Source organism: Mycobacterium sp. Panama NTM2 (assembly GCF_054355555.1).
Map to the genome: position 1 here is coordinate 2,781,029 of NZ_CM135953.1, position 22,824 is coordinate 2,803,852.

16 protein-coding genes are annotated in these 22,824 nt (G+C 67.5%); 4 read left to right on the top strand and 12 right to left on the bottom strand.

Features of this window, described 5'->3' with window-relative positions; translation table 11 throughout:
• Positions 1-24: 24 nt before the first annotated feature.
• Both ACXYX3_RS13185 and ACXYX3_RS13190 read left to right on the top strand, forming a co-directional pair.
• Entirely contained in the window at positions 25-1,509 is a 1,485-nt protein-coding gene (locus ACXYX3_RS13185; protein ID WP_458607807.1) for a flavin-containing monooxygenase, read from the top strand.
• Positions 1,510-1,534: 25 nt separating this feature from the next.
• A complete protein-coding gene (locus ACXYX3_RS13190; protein WP_458607808.1) occupies positions 1,535-2,905 on the top strand; it encodes a cytochrome P450 in 1,371 nt (456 codons plus the stop codon).
• Here the strand turns inward: ACXYX3_RS13190 and ACXYX3_RS13195 are convergent.
• The 5 genes from ACXYX3_RS13195 to ACXYX3_RS13215 all read right to left on the bottom strand — a co-directional run bounded on the left by ACXYX3_RS13195 (position 2,902) and on the right by ACXYX3_RS13215 (position 8,866).
• Positions 2,902-3,729 carry a class I SAM-dependent methyltransferase gene (locus ACXYX3_RS13195; protein ID WP_458607809.1) on the bottom strand — a complete coding sequence of 276 codons (828 nt, stop codon included), beginning with the start codon at positions 3,727-3,729 and terminating at the stop codon, positions 2,902-2,904. The two genes, ACXYX3_RS13190 and ACXYX3_RS13195, sit on opposite strands and share 4 nt — an antisense overlap.
• A gap of 27 nt (positions 3,730-3,756) precedes the next feature.
• Entirely contained in the window at positions 3,757-4,962 is a 1,206-nt protein-coding gene (locus ACXYX3_RS13200; RefSeq protein WP_458607810.1) for a PE-PPE domain-containing protein, read from the bottom strand.
• Between the two features lie 192 nt (positions 4,963-5,154).
• A complete protein-coding gene (locus tag ACXYX3_RS13205) occupies positions 5,155-5,817 on the bottom strand; it encodes a cutinase family protein (RefSeq protein ID WP_241206629.1) in 663 nt (220 codons plus the stop codon).
• Between the two features lie 58 nt (positions 5,818-5,875).
• Positions 5,876-7,357 (bottom strand): flavin-containing monooxygenase, encoded by a 1,482-nt coding sequence (locus tag ACXYX3_RS13210; protein ID WP_458607811.1) that lies wholly within the window; start codon positions 7,355-7,357, stop codon positions 5,876-5,878.
• A gap of 183 nt (positions 7,358-7,540) precedes the next feature.
• Positions 7,541-8,866, bottom strand: coding sequence for a PE-PPE domain-containing protein (locus ACXYX3_RS13215; protein WP_458607812.1), 1,326 nt, complete (start codon positions 8,864-8,866; stop codon positions 7,541-7,543).
• 892 nt (positions 8,867-9,758) lie between these two features.
• On the opposite strand from ACXYX3_RS13215, the gene ACXYX3_RS13220 reads away from it, so the two are divergent.
• Together ACXYX3_RS13220 and ACXYX3_RS13225 are read left to right on the top strand one after the other, a co-directional pair.
• Positions 9,759-11,171 (top strand): PE-PPE domain-containing protein, encoded by a 1,413-nt coding sequence (locus tag ACXYX3_RS13220; protein WP_458607813.1) that lies wholly within the window; start codon positions 9,759-9,761, stop codon positions 11,169-11,171.
• A 43-nt stretch (positions 11,172-11,214) separates the two neighbouring features.
• Positions 11,215-12,045 (top strand): SDR family NAD(P)-dependent oxidoreductase, encoded by an 831-nt coding sequence (locus tag ACXYX3_RS13225; protein WP_458612078.1) that lies wholly within the window; start codon positions 11,215-11,217, stop codon positions 12,043-12,045.
• Here the strand turns inward: ACXYX3_RS13225 and ACXYX3_RS13230 are convergent.
• From ACXYX3_RS13230 to ACXYX3_RS13260, 7 genes are all read right to left on the bottom strand, one after another.
• Positions 12,028-13,206 carry an alkane 1-monooxygenase gene (locus ACXYX3_RS13230; RefSeq protein ID WP_458607814.1) on the bottom strand — a complete coding sequence of 393 codons (1,179 nt, stop codon included), beginning with the start codon at positions 13,204-13,206 and terminating at the stop codon, positions 12,028-12,030. The two genes, ACXYX3_RS13225 and ACXYX3_RS13230, sit on opposite strands and share 18 nt — an antisense overlap.
• 167 nt (positions 13,207-13,373) lie before the next feature.
• Entirely contained in the window at positions 13,374-14,975 is a 1,602-nt protein-coding gene (locus ACXYX3_RS13235) for a peroxidase family protein (RefSeq protein ID WP_458607815.1), read from the bottom strand.
• A gap of 52 nt (positions 14,976-15,027) precedes the next feature.
• Positions 15,028-16,920 (bottom strand): substrate-binding domain-containing protein, encoded by a 1,893-nt coding sequence (locus ACXYX3_RS13240; protein ID WP_458607816.1) that lies wholly within the window; start codon positions 16,918-16,920, stop codon positions 15,028-15,030.
• 47 nt (positions 16,921-16,967) lie between these two features.
• Positions 16,968-19,169 carry a malate synthase G gene (locus tag ACXYX3_RS13245; RefSeq protein ID WP_458607817.1) on the bottom strand — a complete coding sequence of 734 codons (2,202 nt, stop codon included), beginning with the start codon at positions 19,167-19,169 and terminating at the stop codon, positions 16,968-16,970.
• Complete coding sequence (locus ACXYX3_RS13250) at positions 19,166-20,140, bottom strand: 3-methyladenine DNA glycosylase (RefSeq protein ID WP_458607818.1); 975 nt, start codon at positions 20,138-20,140, stop codon at positions 19,166-19,168. The genes ACXYX3_RS13245 and ACXYX3_RS13250 overlap by 4 nt, the downstream gene beginning before the upstream one ends.
• Before the next feature lie 5 nt (positions 20,141-20,145).
• On the bottom strand, positions 20,146-21,207 hold the full coding sequence (locus tag ACXYX3_RS13255) for a hemolysin family protein (protein WP_458607819.1): 1,062 nt from the start codon (positions 21,205-21,207) through the stop codon (positions 20,146-20,148).
• Positions 21,200-22,576, bottom strand: coding sequence for a hemolysin family protein (locus ACXYX3_RS13260; RefSeq protein WP_458607820.1), 1,377 nt, complete (start codon positions 22,574-22,576; stop codon positions 21,200-21,202). The genes ACXYX3_RS13255 and ACXYX3_RS13260 overlap by 8 nt, the downstream gene beginning before the upstream one ends.
• Positions 22,577-22,824 lie beyond the last annotated feature (248 nt).

Below are 22,824 nucleotides of genomic sequence, written 5' to 3' on the forward strand. Positions count from 1 at the left end.
TGCGATCGCCCGTACTATCGCCACGTGAGTACCGAGCAATACGACGCTGTCATCGTCGGTGCAGGATTCGGTGGGATGGGTGCCGCGATCCAGCTCAATCGGCTGGGGTACCGCCGGATCGTCATCCTCGATCGGGAAGACGATCTCGGCGGTACCTGGCATGTCAACCGGTATCCGGGTCTGACGGTCGACGTCCCATCCACCACGTATTCGTATTGGTTCGAGCCGAACCCGTACTGGTCGCGGCTCTACGCTCCCGGCGCTGAGCTCAAGACCTACGCCGAGCACGTCGCCGACAAGTACGACCTGCGGCGCTACATGCGCTTCAACACCACGGTCGACGGGGCGCGCTGGGACGAGGAATCGCAGACCTGGCAGGTCTCGCTGCAGGGCGGTGAGACGATCCGCGCGCAGTTCCTCATCCTGGCGACCGGATACCTGAGCCAGCCGAAGAAGCCCGACATCCCCGGCATCGAGGACTTCGCGGGCACGGTGCTGCACGCCCAGGAATGGAACGACGGTTACTCGCTGCGCGGGAAGAAGGCCGCGATCATCGGAACGGGTTCGACCGGTGTGCAGTTGATCCCCAAGCTCGCCGAGGACGTCGCCGAGCTGACCGTGTATCAGCGCACCCCGATCTGGGTGATGCCGAAGTTCGACCTCTCGTTCGGCCCCGCCGCCCAGAAGTTGTTCGCGAGATTCCCTGTGGCACAACGGCTCCTGCGGATGTCCAGCGATCTGTTCATGGACGTCATGGTGACCATCGCGATGTGGAAGTTCCGGCAGTTCCGTCCGGTCAACAGCGCCGCGGCGGCCATCGGCGCCCTGCACCGCTACCTGTCGATCCGGGACCGGGAGCTGCGGCGCAAGCTCACCCCGAATTACGACTTCGGCTGCAAGCGCCCGACGCTGTCGAACGTGTATTACCGCGCGCTCAACAAGGCGCACGTGCACCTGGAGACGGCGGGCATCGAGCGGATCGATCCCGACGGGATCGTGACCACCGACGGCGTCAAGCGCACCGTGGACACGTTGGTTCTGGCCACGGGCTTCGACGTGTGGGAATCAAACCTGCCCGCAATCCCGGTGATCGGCCGGGAGGGCCGCGACCTCGGAAAGTGGTGGCGGGAGAACGGGTTCCAGGCCTATGAGGGCATGACGGTGCCGATGTTCCCGAACATGATCAACCAGGCGAGTCCCTACGCGTGGGTGGGCATGTCCTGGTTCGACACCGTCGAGTACCAGATGCGGCACATGAAGCGGTTGTTCGGCGAGCTGCAGCGCAGCGGCGGCCGCGCGTTCGAGGTCACCGAGGCGGCCAACGACCGGTTCCTCGATCGCATGCTGACCCTGCTCGACGACTCGGTGTTCCGGCTCGGAGATTGCACCAATTCGCGGTCGTACTGGTTCAACAAATCCGGCGAGGCGCCGCTGTTCCGGCCCACGTCCATCCGACAGGCCGTCAAAGAGCAGGAGCATTTCCCGCTCAGCGATTACCAGATAGCCTGACGCCCCCGACGAACGAGGTGACACCATGACAGCGGCCACCACGGATCCGGTGAAGCTGCCACCCGGCCCGCCCCTACCCAAGCTGGTTCAGGGCGCGTATGTGCTCACGGCCCGCTACGGCTCCATCGCGGCGCTGGGCCGCCGTTACGGTTCCACGTTCACGCTCAAGGTGCCGGTGTTCGGCACCACGGTGGTGATCAGCGATCCCGCGCTGGTGAAGGAATTGTTCAGCAGCAGCCGCGAATTGATCGGGCGGCCGCAGAACAACCTGGGGGGTGACGTGCTCGGCCCCGGCTCCATCTTCAACCTCGAAGGGGACGCGCTCCTCGCCCGCCGCAAGCTGCTCCTTCCGCCGTTCAACGGCAAGAACATGCGTGCCTACGAGAGCATCACCGAGCAGGAGGTGCTGCGCGAGATCGGCTCCTGGGCCGAGGGAGTCGAGTTCCCGACCGTCGACCCGATGATGCGGATCACGCTCAACACGATCCTGCGAGCGGTGTTCGGCGCCGAAGGCGCCGAGCTCGACGAGATGCGTGAGCTGATGCCCAAGGCCGTCGAGTTCGGATCGAAGATCGCGCTGATGCCGTCCGTCGTGCGCAAGGACGTCGGGCCGTGGAGCCCGGGCGGGAAGTTCGCCGGTTACCGACGCCGGATGGACGAGCTGCTGAAATCGCTGATGAGCCGAGCGCGATCGGACCCGGACTTCGCCGACCGTGGCGATGTGCTGTCACTGCTGCTGCAGGCTCGCTACGACGACGGCGCACCCATTCCGGACAACTACATCGTCGACGAGCTGCTCACCATGCTGGTGGCCGGGCATGAGACGACCTCGACGCAGTTGGCCTGGACCATCGAACGCATCCGTCGCCATCCGGACCTGCTGGTCCGGCTCACCGACGAGGTCGACGCGGGCGGTAACGAGCTCCTGCTGGCCACCATCGCCGAGTCGCAGCGCACCCGGCCGGTGCTGACCGCGGCGCTCCGGCGGGCTCGCACGCGAATCCAGCTGGGGGAGTGGATCATTCCCGAGGGCGCCACGATCCTGGCGAGCACCCAGCTCGCGATGGCCGCCGAGAGCAGCTTCCCCGACGCCGAGCGCTTCGACCCGGACCGCTTCGTCGGCAAGCCGCCCAACCCCTTCGCGTGGATCCCGTTCGGCGGCGGCATGATGCGATGCATCGGAGCCTCCTTCGCCACGATGGAGATGGAGGTCACGCTTCGTACCATCCTGCGTGAGTTCCGCATCGAGCCGACCACCGAACCCGACGAGAAGCCCCACAGCCGCGGCGTGACCGTCACACCGGGCCGGGGTGGCCGCGTCGTCGTGCACCGCCGCACACCGGCCGGACCGCGCGCCGCCGATTCGGTCTCGGCGGGCAACGGCGAGAGCCGCTAGAACCGGTAGGACAGCACCCGCGCCTTGCGGGCGATCGCGGGGATGCGGTGGGAGAGCCGCGCGGCAAGACGCAGCCCGCGGGGGAATGCCGCGGCTTCGGGCCGCTGCATCACGCTCTGCTCGTCGCGAAGGCGCAGGGCGGGATTCCAGGACTCCGGGCGGCGGGCGTCGGCGAATCCGGGGAAGTTCCACTGGTTGTGCGGCGAGTTCGTCTTCCGTGAGGTGGCCAGCCGACCCAGCAACCGGTTGGCCCGGCTCACCGGTCCGTAGTCGTTGAACGCGAGCACGCCCGTCGCGAAATGTGTTGTCACGTCCGAGAACAACGCCTTCACCGCCGGCTCGTCGAGGAACGCGATCAACCCGTCGGCGAACACGACGGCGGGCCGGTCCGCCGGAATCTGATCGGCCCAGCCTCGGGCGGTCAGATCGGTGGGCATCGGATGGTCGGCCGGATGGGCCGGCAGCACGTCGGCGCGCAGCGCCAGCACGGCGGGCGTGTCGACGCTGTACCAGTCGACTCCGGCGCCGGGGTTCACCCGGTGCACAGCCGACGACAGACCCGCCCCCAGATCGACCACCACGGCATCTGGATGTTCTGCCAGGAACGCGCTGATGAGCTCGTCGAGAATCTTGGCGCGCAGAGCCACCAACGGCACCACGCTGGGGGTGGCGGCGAGGCTGGTGAAGTCGTAGTCGATGGCACCGACGGTGTCGAGCGCCCACCGATCGCCGAGGATCGGCCGCGGCGCGCGCTGGTCGAGTGCGCGGCAGTATTCGGTCAGCAGAGCGGTCTGTTCGAGCGGTGCGAGATGGCTGACGTCCATGACATCAGCCAAGCACAGCCGGCTCGGTCACTGCGTCGCAGAGGTGCTGTCCGCGCTCGCTGCGGTATGTGACGCACGGGTGTGCCGATCGAAGAGACGCGCGAAGGGCCGCTTGCGGGTCGCTGTGCGATCCGCGGCCTCCTTCTTCGCGGTGGATTTCTCCGCGACAGTCGTGGCGGGGGCGGCCGGGGCGGTCTCCTGTGCGAGATCGTCTCGCTCCGTTGGCTCGTCGGCAGCGGCGACCTCGGGCTGGACGACCTCGGGTTCGGCGTCAGCCGGCTCCGCAGGCTCGGCCGCGCGCACCTTTCGCACATCCCGCGCAGTGGTCAGCGCTGTCACCAGGGGGGTGGCTGCGCGCGTCTGTGGCTGGGGCTCGGGGTTGGGCTCGGGGGTCGGTGGCACGACCGGGGGGAGCAGGTCCACCGGCCAGCCGGGGGAGTCCGGAAGGTAGGACCGGTCATAGCCCTTCTCGATCTTCGCCTTCAGGGGACCGTTGAGTTCGTCGGCGAGCTTGTCGAGTCCCATTTTGCGCAGCGGATCGAGCAGCGGGATGTTCTCCGTCGGAACGAACACGTAGATCGTGTTGCCCTCTTTCCAGACGTAGTTCGCCGGATCGTAGATGTCGATGTCGTCGTAGTTGACGTGGATGTTGGTCAAGCCGGCGTTGGCGTTGAGGAATGCCAGCAAGTTCATCGGGTTGTCCGGCCAGTCGGAGGCTCGGTCGTATTGCCGTGTCACGTCGATGATGTCGTAGTCGGTGGCCGGCGTGACCGAGCCGAGCCGCCGGTGCGTTCCGCCGTACTTGCGGTCCGGGTTGCCGATGAGCACGAAGCTCATCTGCTCCCGCGTCGGCACGCCCTCGGTTCCGGCATGGTCTTCGAGCCACTGTCCGACTACGCGTGCACCCTGGCTGTACCCGAACACCACCATGGGGTTGGTGAAGTCGGTGGCGGCGAGGACCTTCTGGAGGTCGTCGGCGCCGGTATAGCGGTCGAGATAGGGGTAGGCGACCGGCGAGCACGTGCGGGTTCCGGTGCACATGATGCCGCCGTGGTCGTCGCTGTTGTCCCCGGGATAGAGCGCCAAGGTCACGACTTTGAGCTGATCGGGCAGGGCCGCGATCGCCTCGGGTGCCGTCGCGAGGCTGGGCACGCCGACAGCCAGCGGGGCGATGGCAGCCGCGGCGGCCACCGCGACCCAGCGCCGGGCAGATCGCTTAGCTGATCTGTTCATGTGGTGCCCCTGTTCTCCCCGGCGCTGCAATTTGCTACGTAGCGCACACCCTACTCGCAGTCCAGATGACAACAGGGATGTTCAGCTGTGAGTTTCGCAGATGACACCGGAGGTGACATGGGGTGTCATCATGATTGCCGGGCGTGAGAGGTTTGAGGATGCGCAGAGGTGGGTAACGGGTTTGCCCGCGAGTCAGAGTTTGCCGGCGACGAAGTCCGCTGCCTGGTCCACCATTCCGTTGTCCACGTAGGCGAAGTGCGCCGGCAGGCTCAGCCCCTTCGAGCAGAACAGATCGTCGAGGGCGCACATGTCGATCGACCGCGGGCCGTAGGTGGTGCTCATCGCCGGCAGAGGTCCGCCGCCCTTGACATCGCGCAGCGGATTGCCGAACACCGCGATGGCTGCGATGTGGTCGGAGAGATGCGCGGGCAGGGGAGTAGGCGTGTAGTGGCCCAGCGGCTGCGGGTCCACCGTGATCAGATCGATGACGCCGGCGCCCTGGGACATGCCGCCTAGCACCAATCTCGTCGATGGACAGTTGTCGGCCATCCACTGCACACGGGCAGTGGCATCCGCGGCACCGGCGGGCGCCGACTTGTCGAAATCGAAGCCCGCGGGGTAGTTCACGGCATAGGCGCCCACGGACCGGTCACCGACGCGCGAGCGCAACGCATCGACGAAGGCGTCACCCACGAACCCGAGGCCGGGGTCTGCCCCGGTGCCCCGGGCGAAGATCACCTCGATGTCGGGGCAGGGCTGCGCCTGCGCTGCCGGAGCGCCGACGACCCCGGCCAGCAGCACCGTCGACGCCAGAATCACTGCTCCGAGAACGCCCCTGACGTGTCGCACACCCATACGACCATGCTAGCGATCGCATTCACAGGAACCTCTGACGTCGCTCTGACCTGCAGCGTCAGGCGAAGGCGTAATGACTGAGCGGGAAACTCTCGTTCTCGCGGTTCGTTTCGTTGGTGGAGGCGGGCCGCACGAGGGTCTCCCCGCTGGGACTGAAGTAGTACGACCTCGATCGCGCGCAATCGCCCTGCCGGAACACGGTCTTGCCGAGCTTCGCCGACATCCGTTCGCGGAAAGCCGTATTGGCCTCCTCGGTGACCTCGAAAGCGCGCGCACCCCGGCGCTGCAACTCGCCGAACAGCCGGTCCATGTGCCGCATCTGGTATTCCATGGTGTTGAAGTACGACAGGCCGCTGGAGGCATACGGACCGGCCAGCATGAAGAGGTTGGGGAACGCAGGCACCGTGACGCCCTGATACGACTGAAATCCGTTGTCGCGCCACCACTTCCCGAGGTTGCGGGCGTCGCGGCCGATAAGTTCGATGGCCGGGATGTTGGCCTCCCAGATGTCGAATCCCGTGCACAGGACCAGCGTGTCGATCGTGGTCTTGGTGCCGTCGCACGCCACGATGCCGTCGGAGACGATCCGCTCGATTCCGGCGGTCTGCAGATGGACGTGCGGTTCGGCCAACGTGCGGTAGTAGGAGTTCGAGTAGGTGGGTCGCTTGCACCCGAAATCGTAGTCAGGGGTCAGCTTCGCCCGCAGACTCCTGTCGCGGATCGACAGGAAGCGATGCAGCGCAGACAGGTACGACGCGAAGACGTTGAGTTGCCGGAAGTACTTGTAGTTGACCACCGACAGGATCATCATCACCTCGAGATTGGCATCCGTGGTGAAGCGGAACGCGCGCTGCAGCAAGGGGATACGGGCAAACAGCCGGCGGACGAACGGCGGGATGGCGAAGTCCATCTTCGGCACGACGTGGATCGGCGTGCGTTGGTACACCGTCAGGTCGGCCGCGGTCTTCGACAACTCGGGGATCAGCTGCACCGCAGTCGCTCCGGTGCCGATCAGACCGATCCGCTCACCGGCGGGGGAGTAGTCGTCGTCCCAGTCCATGCTGTGGATGACGCGGCCTTCGAAGTCGGCGATGCCCGGGATGTCGGGATTGCGCGGCTGGGACAGGTATCCGGTCGCGGTGATCAGAAAGCGTCCGGTGAGGGTCTCCCCGTCCGACAGAGTGACCTGCCAGAGCTGGTTCTCCTCGTCCCACCGGGCACCGTCGACCGGGGCATTGAAGCGCATGTGCCTGCGCACGTCGTACTTGTCGGCGACGTGATCGGCGTACTCCTTGAGCTCCGAGCCGGGGGCGTAGAGCCGGGACCAGCGCGGGTTGGGTTCGAACCAGTAGGAGTAGGTCGGCGACGGGATGTCGACGGCCAGCCCGGGGTAGTGGTTGACGTGCCAGGTGCCGCCCAGGTCGTCCTCGCGATCGACGATCAAGATGTTGTCGTAACCCATCTTCTTCAGCTGGATCGCGGCACCCATTCCGCCGAACCCGGCGCCCACGACGATCGCGTCGTACTGCGGGGAATCCATGGACATCAACGCTACCTCACAGCAAATAGATCATCGGGCCACAGCAGTTTAGGCCGCCGCCCGCGGCCGCGCTCACCGTCACATCCGCCCGGCCGGTCACCGACACCACGAAGCCCCGACCAATGGCCGGGGCTCCGGGCGGGTGTCTGAAGGCTTCAGGCAGCCTCGAGTTCCGGGGAGGGCTTACTCCGAGGAGCCGGAGGAGTCAGACGACCCAGATCCATCGGACGACGAGTCGTCCTCGGCAGCCTGCTGGCGGGCTGCCTTCCGTGCTTCGCGCTTGGCGGCCGCCTCCGCCTTCGCCGTGGCCCTGGCCTCGGCACGGGCCGCCTTGGCTTCCGCCCGCTTCGCCTTGGCCTCCGCCCGGGCCTCGGCCCGTGCGTCGCGGCGATCCTGTGCCGTCACCTTGGGCTCCGGCTGGGCCTGTCCCGCCGACGCGTCCTCGCCGGTGGTGCTAGGGGCATCCGACGCGTCAGAGACGGCCTCGACTTCGGGTGCGGCGATCGCGGCGACCTTGACGGCGGGGGCGGCATCGTAGCGGCTGTAGCCCTTTTGGATCTTGGCCTCGAGTTCGGCCTCCTTGGGCTTCAGCCACGGCATCAGCTGCACCAGCGGCAGCGCGGCGGTGGGAACCAGGTAGTGCTCGGTGACACCGCCCTTGGCGTTGACGGTCTTCTCGTAGTACATCGTCCCCTTGAGCGCTTCCAGCTCCGCCATCGAGGTCGTGTACATGACTGGCACGTGAACGACGATCGAGCCGGCTATCGCGTTGGCCATGGCCAGGAAGTTCCACGGGCGGTCGGGCATGTCGGCCATGCCGTCGTACTCACCGGTGATCACGACCACGTTGAAGGGCGTGACAGGCGGCGGCTGGTAGGTGTAGTCGTACTTCGAGCTGTACTTGGCGTCTTTGATCAGTTCCTGGCGGCTGGAATCCTCGACGACGATGAACGTCACCTTCGAGGGGTCGGGCATCGTGCCCTCTTCCATCCACTGGCGCATCACCTCGTTGACCACCAGCGAGCCGGCCGACAATCCGACGACCGTGACCTTGTCCGTGGGCGCAGAGAGATTTCCGACGGCTGTGTCGATCGCAGCGTCCAGATTCGGGATGCCGACGCGAATCGACGCGCCCAGTGTCATGTCGCCCTTGCCCGAGTACGGCCCGGCCTCTGCCGGCCACGTCACCGATGTCCGAACATCGTTTTTGAAGGCGCCCTCGAGCAGCGGCTTCATCAACGTGTCGTCCATGGATTTGATTTTGATGCCGCCGATGATCACCGCGGTGCTCACGGCACTGGCTCCCGTGGCAGTGGTCAGCGCTAGCGCGATAGAGGCAAAAGCGGTGCCACAGGCAACACCGGCTTTGCGAATGGTGTTCTTCATGACATCTCCCCGAATTGAAACGATTGTCGACTCGCCGTGCTCGGCGCGACATGAGCATATTGCGCGTCCGTCAACAAGTTCGTAGCAAAAACCCAACATTTCCAATTTATGCAATTCGGGCAAAGTGGTCGTCTATTGCTGTTATCCATTGTTTATGGTTTCTCTACGTTAGTAGAGAATTTACGCTCACGACGGCAGGAAAAGGCACCGGTCATCACGCCCGGGAGGAAAAAGACTCGCTGAACGGGCTTTCAGTAGGCAGAATGCTCCACCGCTGGCATTCGCGAGCGAAAATTACGTTACTGTAACTATCGCCGGCTCTGTATTAGTAGAGCGAGCGGTCGAGATGTTGCTGACACCTGGTCGGCTAAAAAAAATTTTTGGTCTGTACCATCACCCACAGCACACCTTTGCCGCTGCGTGGACGGCGGGTGAACATTGCCTCGCCCTCGAACCACGCCGTCAGCTCCGGTCACGCTGTCGGCAATACCCAAACTGACTCTCGAGTAACAAACGGATTCCACGGAGCAAACCCAAGTGACACGCGGCGCCACCCAGCAATCGACGGTGAGCTTGCCGAGGCCCCCGGCATCTGACGCCGCCGTCCGCCCACGGCGGAGGTGTTTCCAGGCAAAAGCCCTGTTGCACAACACTTTTGGCATCCTCGACGGGTTCCTCGACGCGTGCTGTTCCGCGTGGCATCGTCGGCGCGCAGCTGGCGGGGTGACAACGCCGGAATAGCCACAGCGGCGCAACATGCCCTTCGCAGGGGAAGTTTCAGTTACCGCGCGTTTGCTAGGTAGCCACGCAAAAAGTAGTTGCGTGCGGTAACGTCCGCGACGGTCGACGCGCCGGCATCGCGTCGGCGAGAGAAGCGCAGTCGTGGCCCTCAGGCACTGGCCACGAGCCCTCTCGCTCCCGGCGCTCGCCCAATCCGCTCCACCCCCGGCTCTACCCCCAGCAGTTGACCCGTCATCTGACGACAGCACAGTCGTCTCTTCGGAAGGAATGTGGCGTGAAACGAGCGACCAAGGCAGTGATGACCGCAGCGGCACTGCCGATTGCGGCGACACTCCCGCTGACGTTCGGCGGCGCAGCGATGCCGGCCGCTGCCGCCGCTGCCGCCGCGGCCACGTCTTCGGCCTCGTCGGTGATCCCGCCCGGCCCTGCCACTGTCTTGCATCATGGTCCGACGCCGTGGGACATGGCCGACAACCTCGGCGGGGCGCTGTGCGAAGCGCCGAAGGTGTGCAAGGAGGTCCGCTACGACTGGATTCAGCCGTACGGACCCATCGAGTTCGGTGTCACCGAGAACGTCAACCGTCTCGATTGGGCGATCCATCACGTCGGGACCGATCCCAAGATCGTCTACGCGTTCAGCGGGGGAGCGCGCATCGCGTCGGTGTGGCTGCAGGATCACGCCGAGGACAAGGACGCACCAGCACCGGAGGATCTGTCCTTCGTGCTGCTCGGTAACGGCGGCCGCAAGTACGGCGGAGTCAACGGCTGGTTCTGGGGGGATCTGTTGCGGACCCCGACCGACACCCAGTACGACGTCGTCGACGTCGCCGGCGAGTACGACCCGATCGCCGACTTCCCGACCAACCCGTTCAATCTGCTCGCGGTCGCCAACGGTGTCGCGGCCTTCGTCTACGTCCACCTGCGCTACGACGAGGTCGACCTCGACGATCCGGACAACATCGTCTGGAAGGAAGGCAAGACCACCTACGTCTACGTGCCCACCGAGCATCTGCCCCTGCTGCAAGGCTTCTACGATCTGGGGCTCGGGTCACTGGTGGCCGACATCGAGCCTAAACTGCGGGAGATCGTCGACAAGGCCTACGACCGGACCTGGCTGGAGGGCAAACCCACGCTGGGTGACATCGCGGCGGGTGCCGAGACCACGGCCTCGACGTCGGTGACCACGCCGCAGGCTCGCCCTCTGGTTCGCGCGGCGGACACCAAGACCGCGGACACCGAGACAGCGGACTCGGAGAAGAACGCCACCGAAGCCACCGGCACCGGTGGCGAGCACGCTTCGGCGCGACCCGACACGACACCGAGCCCCGAGTCTCCCGACACCGGAAGCGATTCCGAGTCCGAGCAGCCGACCGATCCCGACGTCGTCCCCGCCGACGAGCCGGGCGACATCGTGACGCCCGACGACCGGCCGGCCGACGACGCCACGGCGCCGGACGGCGAGCAGCCCTCCGACACGCCGACCGAGGCATCCGACGGCGACGGCGACACCGGCACCGCGTCCGCGCCGCGGGCCAAGCACCGCATGCCGCTGCGCGGCGTCCTGAAGGCCATCGCGGCCGAGAAGGCCACCAAGACCGCCGAGACCGCCAAGTCCGACACCAGCCGGACCTCGTCGGCGAAGACGGCGTCCTCGTCGGCCGGGGGCGGCACCGACTCGCAGAACTGACACGGCGGCCGGCGGCTATCCTTCCGTCGTGGCAACTGAGGGTATGGCGGGCAAGGTCGCGTTCATCACCGGTGGCGCATCGGGAATCGGGGCCGCCCTCTCAGAGGCACTGGCAGCTGCGGGTGCGCACGTGTGGATCGCCGACCGGCAGGTCGAGGTCGCCGAGACGGTGGCTCAGCGGCTGCGCGGCACGGGTGCCACCGCCCACGCCGTCGCCCTCGACGTCCGCGATCCCGCAGCGTTCGAGGACGCCATCGCCGACACCGTGCGCACCAGCGGCCGTCTCGACCTCCTGTTCAACAACGCGGGTATCGGCATCGGCGGTGAGGTCGATGCGCTCACCCTGCAGGACTGGACGGACATCATTGACGTCAACCTGCGCGGCGTGGTGCACGGGGTACAGGCCGCCTATCCGCGGATGATCGCGCAGGGCAGCGGGCACATCGTCAACACGGCATCGATGGCGGGCCTGATCACCACGTCCGCCCAGGCCGGTTACTCGGCCACCAAGCACGCCGTCGTCGCGCTGTCGAAAACACTGCGTGTCGAGGCGGCCGCGCACGGCGTGCAGGTGTCGGTGCTCTGCCCCGGGGTGGTGCGCACGCCGATCCTGTCCGGCGGCGAATACGGGCGCAATCGCACCGTGAGCCGGGAGAACCTGATCAAGCTCGGTGAGGCGCTGCGCCCCATCGAGCCGGATCAGTTCGCCTCCCAGGCCCTGCGCGGCGTCCGCCGCAATCACGCCATCATCGTGGTACCGCGCTGGTGGAAAGCGCTGTGGTACCTGGAACGCCTGTCGCCGACCCTGTCGATGAAGACGGCCGCGATCGCGCTCAAACGCACGCGCGAGGTGGCCTCAGCCCCGCTGCAGTAACCGCTGCGCCTGCCGGGGCCGCAGCGCGGCCAGCCGGATGTCGCCGCGATAGTGGTCCTTCACGCGCCGGTCCATGACCCATCGCCACAGCGGTGGGCACAACGCCAGCACCACCATGGCCGCGTAGCCCGCCGGCAACTGAGGCGCCTCGTCGGCGTGGCACAGCGCCTGGTAGCGGCGTTGAGGATTCGCGTGGTGGTCGGAGTGGCGCTGCAGGTGAAACAGGAAGACATTGGAGATCACCGAGTTGCTGTTCCAACTGTGCGCCGGGCGGACCGGCTCGTAGCAGCCGTCGGGCCGGCGCTGCCGGCGCAGACCGTAGTGCTCGAGGTAGTTGATGGTCTCGAGCAGGAAGACGCCCAGCAGAGCCTGACCGATCAGCCAGGGCACGACCTGCACCCCGAATCCGATGATCAGCGCTGCGAACAGCACCACAGCCATCAGCCACGCGTTGAGCACGTCGTTGTGCAGCGTCCAGACCCGTCGTCCGTGCCGGCGCAGCCGCCGGCTCTCCAGCGACCAGGCCGACCGCAGACTGCCGGTGATCGAGCGCCAGTAGAACGCGTACACGCTCTCGCCCAGACGTGAGCTCGCCGGGTCCTCGGGCGTGGCCACCCGCGCGTGGTGGCCCCGGTTGTGTTCGACGAAGAAGTGGCCGTAGCCGGTCTGGGCGAGCGCGACCTTGCTCAGCCAACGCTCCGCGCGTGCGCGCTGATGGCCCAGCTCGTGGGCGGTGTTGATCGCGATGCCGCCGATGCCGCCTACGGTCAGCATCAGGCCGACCTTGTCGGGCGGCGTCATCGTCACCCCGCCCCCGCCGGTCCACAGCCAGCACGCCAGCAGCAGCGACATGTACTGCGCGGGCAGATAGAGGTAGGTGGCCCACCGGTAGTAGCGGTCCTGCTCGAGGTAGACCAGCACGCTGTCCGGCGGGTTCTCCGAGTCCGGCCCGACGAGGTAGTCCAGCATCGGGATGATCACCAGCATCAGTGCCGGCCCGGACCACCAGAACAGCCCCGAACCGGTCAGCGCAACGGCTGCCCACGAGGCGGGGACCAGGACGGGGATCACTATTCCGAGCAGCCACACGTAGCGCTTGCGGTCGCGCCAGTCACGGGGCGCCGCAGCGGATCGGATGTGGCCGGGCCGTCGGGTGGGCATCGTGCGCCTGCTCCCCCTCCTCGCCGTACTGTTAGCTGATCTTCGCACCCCCGCGCGTCGATCCGGTAACGCCGTCATATCATTGTTGCTCGTCATCGGGCAATCTCAGGAGCGAAGCGTGTCGTGTCGGACTGCTCACCGACCCCTTTCGAGCAGTTGCTCGCCAATCAGAAGACGCCGGGTCGCCGGTGGCGCCGGCCGAGGCTGACCCGCGGCGCGGGCGCCTCTCCGGAGATGTTGCGCAGGACCACGTCCGACAGCGTCGTCGTCGAGTCAATCACCTCGCACCCGACCGCGGAGAACGTCGTCTCACCGTACACGCCCGGGTCCAGCAAGGGGTTGGTCAGCGCCTGGGAGAACGCGTCCACCGCCACCATCGCGCTCATCAGCGGGGGCAGCGTGCTGCCGCGCCGGACGTCTTCGGCGAACAGTCCCACGAACAACTCGACGCGGTCCATCCCGTCGGCGCCGTAGCACGCCGTCAGCGCATCGCGGGTCCGCCGATCCGAGGTCAGATCGTCGATGGTGGTGAGCGCGGGAAAACCGCACAGCTCCCGGTAGGCGTTGTAGGGCTGCAGCCCGGTGTCGCGGCCGATCGTGATCGACTTCTCCTCGATCGGCAGCAGGCTCGGGTCGGTGTTGCCGAGGGCGATCGTGCTGCAGGGCTGGCGCGAGGCCTCGTCGAACAGCGCGGACAGCCCGTGTTCGGTGACGGGACGGGTGTCCCACCACATATCGGCGAAGCGCCGCTGCTGCCCGCCGACGGTGACCTCGGTCGGCACCAGCGAATGCCACCGGTAGAGCAGGTTGAACTCGACCGACATCCAGTTCTGCCGGTACCACTTCTCGCCTGCGCCGATCCCCGGCTCGACGAACAGGGGGAACTTGATCGGCGTGATGTGGTTGATGTAGTCCTCGATGACGATCTTGAGCAGCACCACGGTCAGCGTGTTGCGGGTGGTGTCGAACACCCGGTCGTCGGACCAGTCCGGGTGTTTCTCGCTGATCAGCCCCGCGATGCGGTTGTGCTCGCGCAGGAAGAGCGTGCTCATCATCACGAAGCCGTAGTGGATGTTGCCGCGGGGGATGCCGAGCGCGAAGAGCGTGGATCTGCGGGCATCCGGTACGGGACCGCCACGCTCGGCCTTGATGTCTCGCCCCCGGAACTCGGTCTGCAGACCCTCGAACTCGGGCTTGACGGTGCCGTCGGCGTCGCAGAGATAGGGCGGGAACTCGGCGTCGAGGGTGGGTTCGGTCTTCAGCCGGCCGCCGGTGTGCGCCCGCAGCACCGTGGTCACCTCTGTCTCCTGGCCGTAGAGCTGGCTCAGGTCGATGTCGTGCGTCGAGGTGTTCTTCTTGTCGTTGCGGGGGTCGGTCCGCAGGAATCCGTCGACGAACCACTGCGCGAAGATCGGGAAGAGCAGCGTCGACTTCGGCGACTCCGGGCATCGCGTGCCCGCACGGGCGAACAGTGCAGCCACCGTGGCCGGCGCGGGCAGGTCGGCCGCACGGCTCGGCAGCGACGGCAGATGACGTTGGCTGAAGCGGCGGTCGTGCAGTGACTCCCACGAAATCCAGTCCTGCTTGGTGCTCAACGCACCGGTTCGGGTCGGCATCGTGTAGATCAGCGAGTTGATCAGCCACCGGTTGACCAGCTTCGACACCCCTGGCGTCGCGCGCAGCCCGCGCCAGATCAGCGCGAAGTGCGTGGTCGCCAGGATGCGAACACCGTGCGAGACACCGTTCTTCCGCCAGAACCCGCTGGTCACGGACGTCAATATAAGTCAACAGCGCGGCTGGGGGAGGTTCTCCGGGGCGCGCTCAGCCCATCATGGTCGCGACGGCCGACGCCAGCTCCGGACCCGACGAGCTGGACAGGTTCTGGTAGGTGCCGCCCGTGGTCCGGGAGACCGCTTCCCAGGTGGAGCGGTCGGGATCGTCGCCGAAGTCGATGACGTTGATCGCGACGGGTTTGGCCGGGTCGAACGCGCCGCTGACGTACTGCTGTAGTCCGTCGGCACCCAGCGACTGGTCGGTGTGCGGGCCGGCGGTGATCACGAGCACCGAATTCTTCTGGCCCTCACGATATTTCGCCGATGCGTCGGTGTAGACCAGGCGCAGCGTCGTGAACGACACCGCGCCGCCGTCAGACGGCGACTGCCCGTCGAGCGCGGCGGTCACCGCGGCCGAGCGCGGCTGGCCGTTCACCTGGTCCGACAGCGCTCCTAGCGGCACCTCCGAGCGTCCGGCCACCCCGTCGAACGTCCACAATCCCACCCCGGAATCCGGGGGTAGGACCTGCAGGCGCGCCGTGAGCGCGTCGACGACATTGCTCAACCGCGATTTCCCGCCCTCGTCGGTCGGCATCGACTGGTCGAGCATCACGGTGACGGTCGGGCTCTGCGCCGGGCTGGCCAACATGTCGGCAATGGTGACCCGCAGCGCGTTGTCGCCGAGGTCGACCGGTGTGCCGAGGGGCCCGAAAGACACCACGTCGCTGGCCGGGGGCTGCTGGCCCTCCACCCGGAACCCTGCCTTCGCGAGCTCGGCGAGCTGGTCGGGTTTGCGCATGAACCGGGCGAACTCGCTGGCGGCCGAGATCTGCTCCTGGGCCAGTCCATCGCCGGAGAGCAACACGGTGGGGAAGTCGGCGACCGCGGTGGGTCCCGGCGGCAGCCACGCCGCCAGCTTGGCGTTCGCGTCGGGCAGGTCGGCAGCCTTCTGGAAGAGCCGCTGCTCGGTGGTGACCACGGCGTGCACCGGTGCGGTCGCGGGGTCGTCAGCGCCCAGCAGTGCGTCGAACGCCGTGCCGGCGGTGGCGTCGTCGAGGTCGGGGGCCGCGGCCATGACGGTGCTGACGGCGCCCAGCCCGGCGCTGGGCGGCGCGCCCGCGGGTGCCGATGCGGCGGCGATCGCCTCGGCGGCCAGATACGACGCGTCGCTGTCCTGGTTCACGGGCAGCGCCAGGCGGAGTCCGCCCCAGCCCTGCAGTCCCAGGCCGTCGAGTCCGGCAGGATCGCTCTGCAGCCGCGCGAGGGTGCCCCAGTTCTGGTCCTTCAAGGCGCCCTGCACTTGCGGAGACGTGGCCAGCACCACGGGCGAGGTGACCAGGGAGCGGCTGTCGCTGACGGTGCGCGGTCCGGTCTTGGCCTCCAGGCGGGCCTCCGAGGCCGAACTGGCCGGGATCCACAGGGCCGGGCGCTGCCCGAGGTCACCGGGCCAGTCCCCGGTCAGCCCGTTGAACACCTGATCGGAATCGGCGGAGGTGACCTCGACCTTCACGCACTTGTCGCCCACCGGCTCGGCGGTGTCGTTGTAGCGCTGCGCCAGCGCGGTCACGGGCTCCGCGATCGCGGGATCGGCGACGACCGCCACGGCGACCTCACCCTCGACACACCGGGCAGCGGCCGTCTGCGAACGGCTCGACAGCGCATCACCGAAGAACCGCCACATGATCACCGCGCCGACGATCACGACAACGCTGATCAGCGCGACGATGACGCCGACCGAGATCTTCCGACGTCCCGGGGTGACCGCCCGGTGGCTGCCGGTCCACTCGCCGTTGTCCCAGCCGCCGCTGCGCTGACCGTCGGGCCGCGATCCGTCGGCTTTTCGGGCCGCGCCGAAGCGTTCGGTCTGTGACTCGTCGGGTGCAGGTCCTTGCCGCCTGGTCGAGTCGGAGTCGTCGGGATCGGGGAGGCTGTGTCTACCCAAAGTGGTCCAGTACCTGCCTTGTCGTTGACCTGGTGTGTCGCCGGAGCTCAGTGCGCGCCGGCGGCGGCTTTGAACTCACGTCGGCGGCGATGCAGGATCGGTTCGGTGTAGCCGCTGGGCTGCGCGCAACCGTCGAGGATGAGCTCCTGAGCCGCCTGGAACGCGATGCTGCCCTCCGGGTCGGGCGCCATCGGCCGGAAATCGGGATCCGCGGCGTTCTGCTCGTCGACCACGGCGGCCATCCGCCGCAGGCTCGCCTTGACGTCGTCGGCGGTGATCACCCCGTGCCGCAGCCAATTCGCCAGCAGCTGACTGGAGATCCGCAGCGTGGCCCGGTCCTCCATCAGCGCGACGTCATGGATGTCGGGCACCTTCGAGCAGCCGACACCTGCGTCGATCCAGCGCACCACGTAGCCGAGGATCGACTGACAGTTGTTGTCGACCTCCTCGCGGATCTCGTCGGACGCCCACGCCAGCTCCTTGGCCAGCGGAACCGTCAGCAGGTCGTCGAGGCTGGAGCGGCGCTTGCCCTCGAGCTCCTTCTGCACCGCGAACACGTCGACCGCGTGGTAGTGCATCGCGTGCAGGGTGGCCGCGGTCGGCGACGGCACCCAGGCGGTGGTCGCGCCCGCTTTGGGCTGGCCGATCTTCTGCTCGACCATGTCGGCCATCAGCTCGGTCATCGCCCACATGCCCTTGCCGATCTGCGCCTTGCCGGAGAGCCCGGTCTCGAGACCGATGTCGACGTTCTGGTTCTCGTAGGCCTGAATCCACGCGGTCGACTTCATCGCGCCCTTGCGGATCATCGGACCCGCCTCCATCGACGTGTGGATCTCGTCGCCGGTGCGGTCCAGGAAGCCGGTGTTGATGAACACCACACGGTCGGCGGCGGCCTTGATACAGGCCTTGAGGTTCAGCGTGGTGCGCCGCTCCTCGTCCATGATGCCGACCTTGATGGTGTTCTGCGGCAGCCCCAGCACATCCTCGACGCGGCTGAACAGCTCGCAGGTGAAGGCGACCTCGTCGGGGCCGTGCATCTTCGGCTTCACGATGTAGATCGAGCCGGTGCGGCTGTTGAGCAGCGGGCCGTTCCCGTCCTCGTCGCGCAGGCCGTGGATCGCGATCAAGCTGGTGAACAGGGCGTCCTGGATGCCCTCGGGCACCTCGGCGGCGTCGGACCCGTCATCTGTGGCGAACACGATCGCGTCGTTGGTCATCAGATGGCCGACGTTGCGGACGAACAGCAGGCTGCGGCCCGGCAGCGTGACCTCCGCGCCGTCCGGACCGGTGAAGGTGCGGTCGTCGTTGAGCACCCGGGTGAACGTCTTGCCGCCCTTGCGGACCTCTTCGGCCAGGTCACCGCGGTTGAGGCCCAGCCAGTTCCGGTAGCCGAGCACCTTGTCGTCGGCGTCGACGGCGGCCACCGAGTCCTCGAAGTCCATGATCGTGGTGATCGCCGACTCGAGCACGACGTCCTTGATGCCGGCCTTGTCGGTGGAGCCGATGGGGGAGTCGGCGTCGATGAGGATCTCGATGTGCAGGCCGTTGTTGACCAGCAGCACCGCGGTCGGGGCGTCGGGCTCGCCGAGGTAGCCGACGAACTGGGCCGGATCCTCGAGCGAAACCGATTCGTCGTCCAGCGTCACGGTCACCGCGCCGTCGGCGACGGTCAGCCCGGTGATGTCGGCCCAGGAGCCCTGCGCCAGCGGCGCGGCACCGTCGAGGAACGTCCGGGCGTAGGCGATCACTTTGTCGCCGCGCACCTTGTTGTAAGAATCGCCGGGCTCGGCGCCGCCGTCGGTGGGGATCACGTCGGTGCCGTAGAGCGCGTCGTACAGCGAGCCCCAGCGGGCGTTGGCGGCGTTGAGCGCGAAGCGCGCGTTGAGCACCGGCACCACCAGCTGCGGGCCGGCGGTGGTGGTGATCTCGTCGTCCACGCCGGAGGTGCTGATCGTGAAGTCGGCGGGCTCGGGCTCGAGGTATCCGATGTCGGTGAGGAACTGCTTGTACTCCTCGGGGTCGAAGCCGCCGATGATGCGGGCCCGATGCCACCGATCGATCTGGGCCTGCAACTCGTCGCGGCGCGCCAGCAGCTCCTCGTTCTTCGGGGTGAGGTCGGCGACGACCTTGTCGACACCGGACCAGAACGTGTCGGGATCGATACCGGTACCCGGGAGCGCCTCGTTCGTGATGAAGTCGTACAGCACCGGGGCGACGCGCAGGTTACCCACCGTCACACGTTCCGTCATGAGTCCTCCCTCGGCGGCATGCGCGCGCTCGAACCCGCGCTACCTGTCGTGAATTCCGTCGAACCAGCGTACCCGCCGGTAAACACCCCACCGGTGCCGGTGAGCGCAGCCCCGTTGTCAGCCGAGGCCGCGAGCGCGTCGCAGGCGTCGATGAGCCGCGCCCGCAGCGGGGCGGCGCGCACGCTGATCGCCTCCTGGGCAGCGGCGTATTGCGCTCGGCCCGCGGATGTTTCGACCGGGATGGGTGCGAGGCCGAAGTCCCGCAGGTCGTAGGGGCTGGCGCGCATGTCGAGCACCCGCGCGTCCACCGCGAGGGCGAAACAATCCAGCAGCAACGAGGATTCGATCAGCGGTCCCAGCTTGGCCGCCCACTTGTACAGATCCATGCCCGCGTGCACGCATCCCGGCTGTTCCTCGGTGATCTGCGTCGCCCGCGACAGCGGTCGGGCGTTGCGCGGCGCGGCCGCGGGAGTGAAGAACCGATAAGCGTCGAAATGGCTGCACCGCAACGGCATCGACTCGACCACCGCATCCGTGCCCGCCGCCCCCAGGCGCAGCGGCACCGCGCCGTGGCGCACCTCCGACGTCCGGTACACCATCGCCCACTCGTGCATGCCGAAGCAGCCGAACCGGGGCGGTCGTGACGCCGTTGCGGTCAGCAGATCGGCGATGAATCCCACGGTGTCCGACCGCGCCACCAGATGGTCGCGGCTGACGGCGACCCCGCCGCCGTGGCGGTGGTAGCCGGCCCGGGTGAGGTAGTCCCGCGCCCCGGGCCCGGTCAGCACGACACCGTAGCCGGGATGCCAGACGCGCAGGTGCCGCGGACGCAAGCGGTAGTAGGTGAACAGGAAATCGAATACCGGGTGAGCCAGCCCGGCCTGCCGGCGCTCGACGTGCGGGGCCAGCAGGGCGTCGGCGCGCCGACGATGGGCGGCGGCCCGCTCCTGCCACGTCATCCGCGCTGCCATCCGAATCACACCCGGTGGGTGCCGTCCCGGACCGTCCCGACCAGGTCTTCGACGAGGTCTTCCAGCGCGACCATCGCGGTGATCGTGCCGTCGGCCGCGGTGACCAGCGCGAGGTGGCTGTTGGTGCGGCGCAGCCGGGTCAGCGCATCGGGGAGCGGCATGGAGGCCGGCACCTGGGGCAGCGGGCGCACCATCGACGACTCCAGCACCACCGAATCGTCGTTGGGACCGTCCAGCAGCGGGAGCACGTCTTTGATGTGCAGATAGCCGACGTACGCGCCGGAGGGGTCGGCGACGGGGAAGCGCGAGTACCCGGTCTCCTTGAGTGCCTGTTCCAGCGCGCCGATCGTCGGCCCCGCCCCGGAGCGCGCGGCGGGAACCGCGCGGATCTGGTGCAGTGGCAGCGCGACGTCGTTGACCACCCGGTTGCGGATCTGCAGCGCCCGGGTCAGCCGGGTGTGCTCCTCGGGGTCGAGCAGCCCCTCCGACAGCGATTCGGCGATCATCTCCGACAGCTCGACCGTCGACACCGTCACGTCGAGCTCGTCCTTGGGTTCCACCCCGAACGCCCGCAGCGTGGTGTTGGCACACCAGTTGTAGAAGGCGATGAACGGCCGGGCGGCGCGGATCCAGACCAGGTAGATCGGGATCAGCAGCATCGCCGTCGACTCGGGTCCGGCGATCGCGATGTTCTTGGGCACCATCTCGCCGAGCAGCACGTGCAGCGTCACGACGATCGACAGCGCCACCAGGAACGAGACGGTGTGCAGCAGCGCGGTCGGAATGCCGAGGAGCTCGAACGGCTTCTCCAGCAGATGCGCCACCGCGGGTTCGGCGACCCGGCCCAGCAGGATCGAACACACCGTGATGCCGAGCTGGGCGCCGGCGAGCATCAGGGACAGGTTCTCACCGGCCCTGATCACGGTGACCGCGCTGTTCTTGCCCTGCTCGGCGAGTGCTTCGAGCCGGTCGCGGCGGGCGGAGATCAGCGCGAACTCCGAGGCCACGAAGAAGGCGTTGGCGGCGAGCAGCACGAAGGTGAGCAGTACGCCGAAGACGTCACCCATCGGATTCCCCGCCGCTCTCGGCCTCGTCGGCGGCACGGCCGAGCCTGGTCAGCTCCAGCTGATCGATGCGACGGCCGTCCATTTTCACCACGGTGGCCAGCCACCGGATCGGGTCGTCGATCGGCCCGTCGGGGTCGAAGGCGACCAGTTCCACCGATTCCCCTTCGTCGGGGATGTGGCCGAGCTGTTCGAGGACCAGACCGCCGATCGTCTCGTAGTCGCCCTCCGGAGCCCGGAACTCGGTGTTCTCGGCGACCTCGTCGATGCGCAGCAGTCCTGACACCTGCCAGCCTTCACCGGCATGGACCACGTCGGGCGGCTCGTCGTCGTGTTCGTCGCGGACGTCGCCGACGATCTCCTCGATCAGGTCCTCGACGGTCACCATGCCGGCGGTGCCGCCGTACTCGTCGACGACGAGGGCGGTGGCCAGTCCGTTGGCACGCACCTCGGACATCACCGCGTCGCCGTCGAGGGTCGACGGCACGCGCGCGACGGACTGCACGATGTCGGACAGCTTGCGGGTGGCGCGCTGGTCGCGCGGCACCGCGAACACCTGCTTGACGTGCACGACGCCGATGGTCTCGTCCAAGTCGCCGCGGATCACCGGGAACCGCGAGTGCCCGGTACGGACCGCCGCCTGGCTCAGATCGAGCACAGTGTCGTCGGCGTCGAGGGTGTCGATCTTCGACCGCGGTGTCATCAGCTCCTCGGCGGTGCGGACGCCGAATTGCAGCGAGCGGTCGACCAGCACGGCGGTGACCGGATCGAGCGAGCCGCTCTCGGCCGAGGTGCGCACCAGCGACACCAGTTCCTGCGGGGAGCGAGCCGACCGCAACTCCTCGGCCGGCTCGATGCCCACGCGGCGCAGAATCCAGTTCGCGGTCCCGTTGGTGAGCCGGATCAGCGGGGTGAACAGGAACGAGAACATCAGCTGCGGGCCCGAGGCGAACCGCGCCGTGGGCACGGGCCGGGCGACGGCGAGATTCTTGGGTACCAGCTCGCCGAACACCATCGACACCGAGGTGGCGATCAGGATGGCCAGGATCAGCGCCAGCGTGGTCGCGAAGCTCTCCGGTAGCGACAACGCGGCCAACCCGGGCTCGAGGAGGCGGGCCAGTACGGGTTCGGCGAGGAAGCCGGTGGCCAGCGTGGTGATCGAGATGCCGACCTGCGCCCCCGAGAGCTGGGTGGACAGCGTGCGGTGGGCGCGTTGCACCATCTGGTCGCGGCGGTTACCCGATCGCGCATTGGCTTCGACGGTGCTGCGCTCGAGGGCGGTCAGCGAGAACTCGGCGGCGACGAACACCGCGGTGCCCGCGGTGAGCACCACGATGGCCAGCAGTGAGAGCAGCGAGGTAACGACGGTCACCGGCGGCCGCCCGACGAGACACAAGGGACGCCGGGCCCAGCGCCCGGCTGACTAGAGGAGGGCTCGGTCTCGGCCGGCTCCCGGTCGGGCCGCTCGGCGAGTATGGCCGGCTCGGATGGGCGTCCATCCAGTGCCTGCGGCACCTGATCCCTTTCGGCGCAGTGACAAACGGTAGTGCCCGTTCATGCTAGCCGACCTGTCCGGCTGCCCCGAGCCGGGCAATCGGTCTGGTTAGGCTCGCCTTAGCG

Excerpts from the sequence above, each read along its gene's own strand:
- ACXYX3_RS13190 (WP_458607808.1), top strand. The coding sequence starts at position 1,535 with ATGACAGCGGCCACCACGGATCCGGTGAAGCTGCCACCCGGCCCGCCC.
- ACXYX3_RS13195 (WP_458607809.1), bottom strand. The coding sequence starts at position 3,729 with ATGGACGTCAGCCATCTCGCACCGCTCGAACAGACCGCTCTGCTGACC.
- ACXYX3_RS13200 (WP_458607810.1), bottom strand. The coding sequence starts at position 4,962 with ATGAACAGATCAGCTAAGCGATCTGCCCGGCGCTGGGTCGCGGTGGCC.
- ACXYX3_RS13205 (WP_241206629.1), bottom strand. The coding sequence starts at position 5,817 with ATGGGTGTGCGACACGTCAGGGGCGTTCTCGGAGCAGTGATTCTGGCG.
- ACXYX3_RS13210 (WP_458607811.1), bottom strand. The coding sequence starts at position 7,357 with ATGGATTCCCCGCAGTACGACGCGATCGTCGTGGGCGCCGGGTTCGGC.
- ACXYX3_RS13225 (WP_458612078.1), top strand. The coding sequence starts at position 11,215 with ATGGCGGGCAAGGTCGCGTTCATCACCGGTGGCGCATCGGGAATCGGG.
- ACXYX3_RS13230 (WP_458607814.1), bottom strand. The coding sequence starts at position 13,206 with ATGCCCACCCGACGGCCCGGCCACATCCGATCCGCTGCGGCGCCCCGT.
- ACXYX3_RS13245 (WP_458607817.1), bottom strand. The coding sequence starts at position 19,169 with ATGACGGAACGTGTGACGGTGGGTAACCTGCGCGTCGCCCCGGTGCTG.
- ACXYX3_RS13250 (WP_458607818.1), bottom strand. The coding sequence starts at position 20,140 with ATGGCAGCGCGGATGACGTGGCAGGAGCGGGCCGCCGCCCATCGTCGG.
- ACXYX3_RS13255 (WP_458607819.1), bottom strand. The coding sequence starts at position 21,207 with ATGGGTGACGTCTTCGGCGTACTGCTCACCTTCGTGCTGCTCGCCGCC.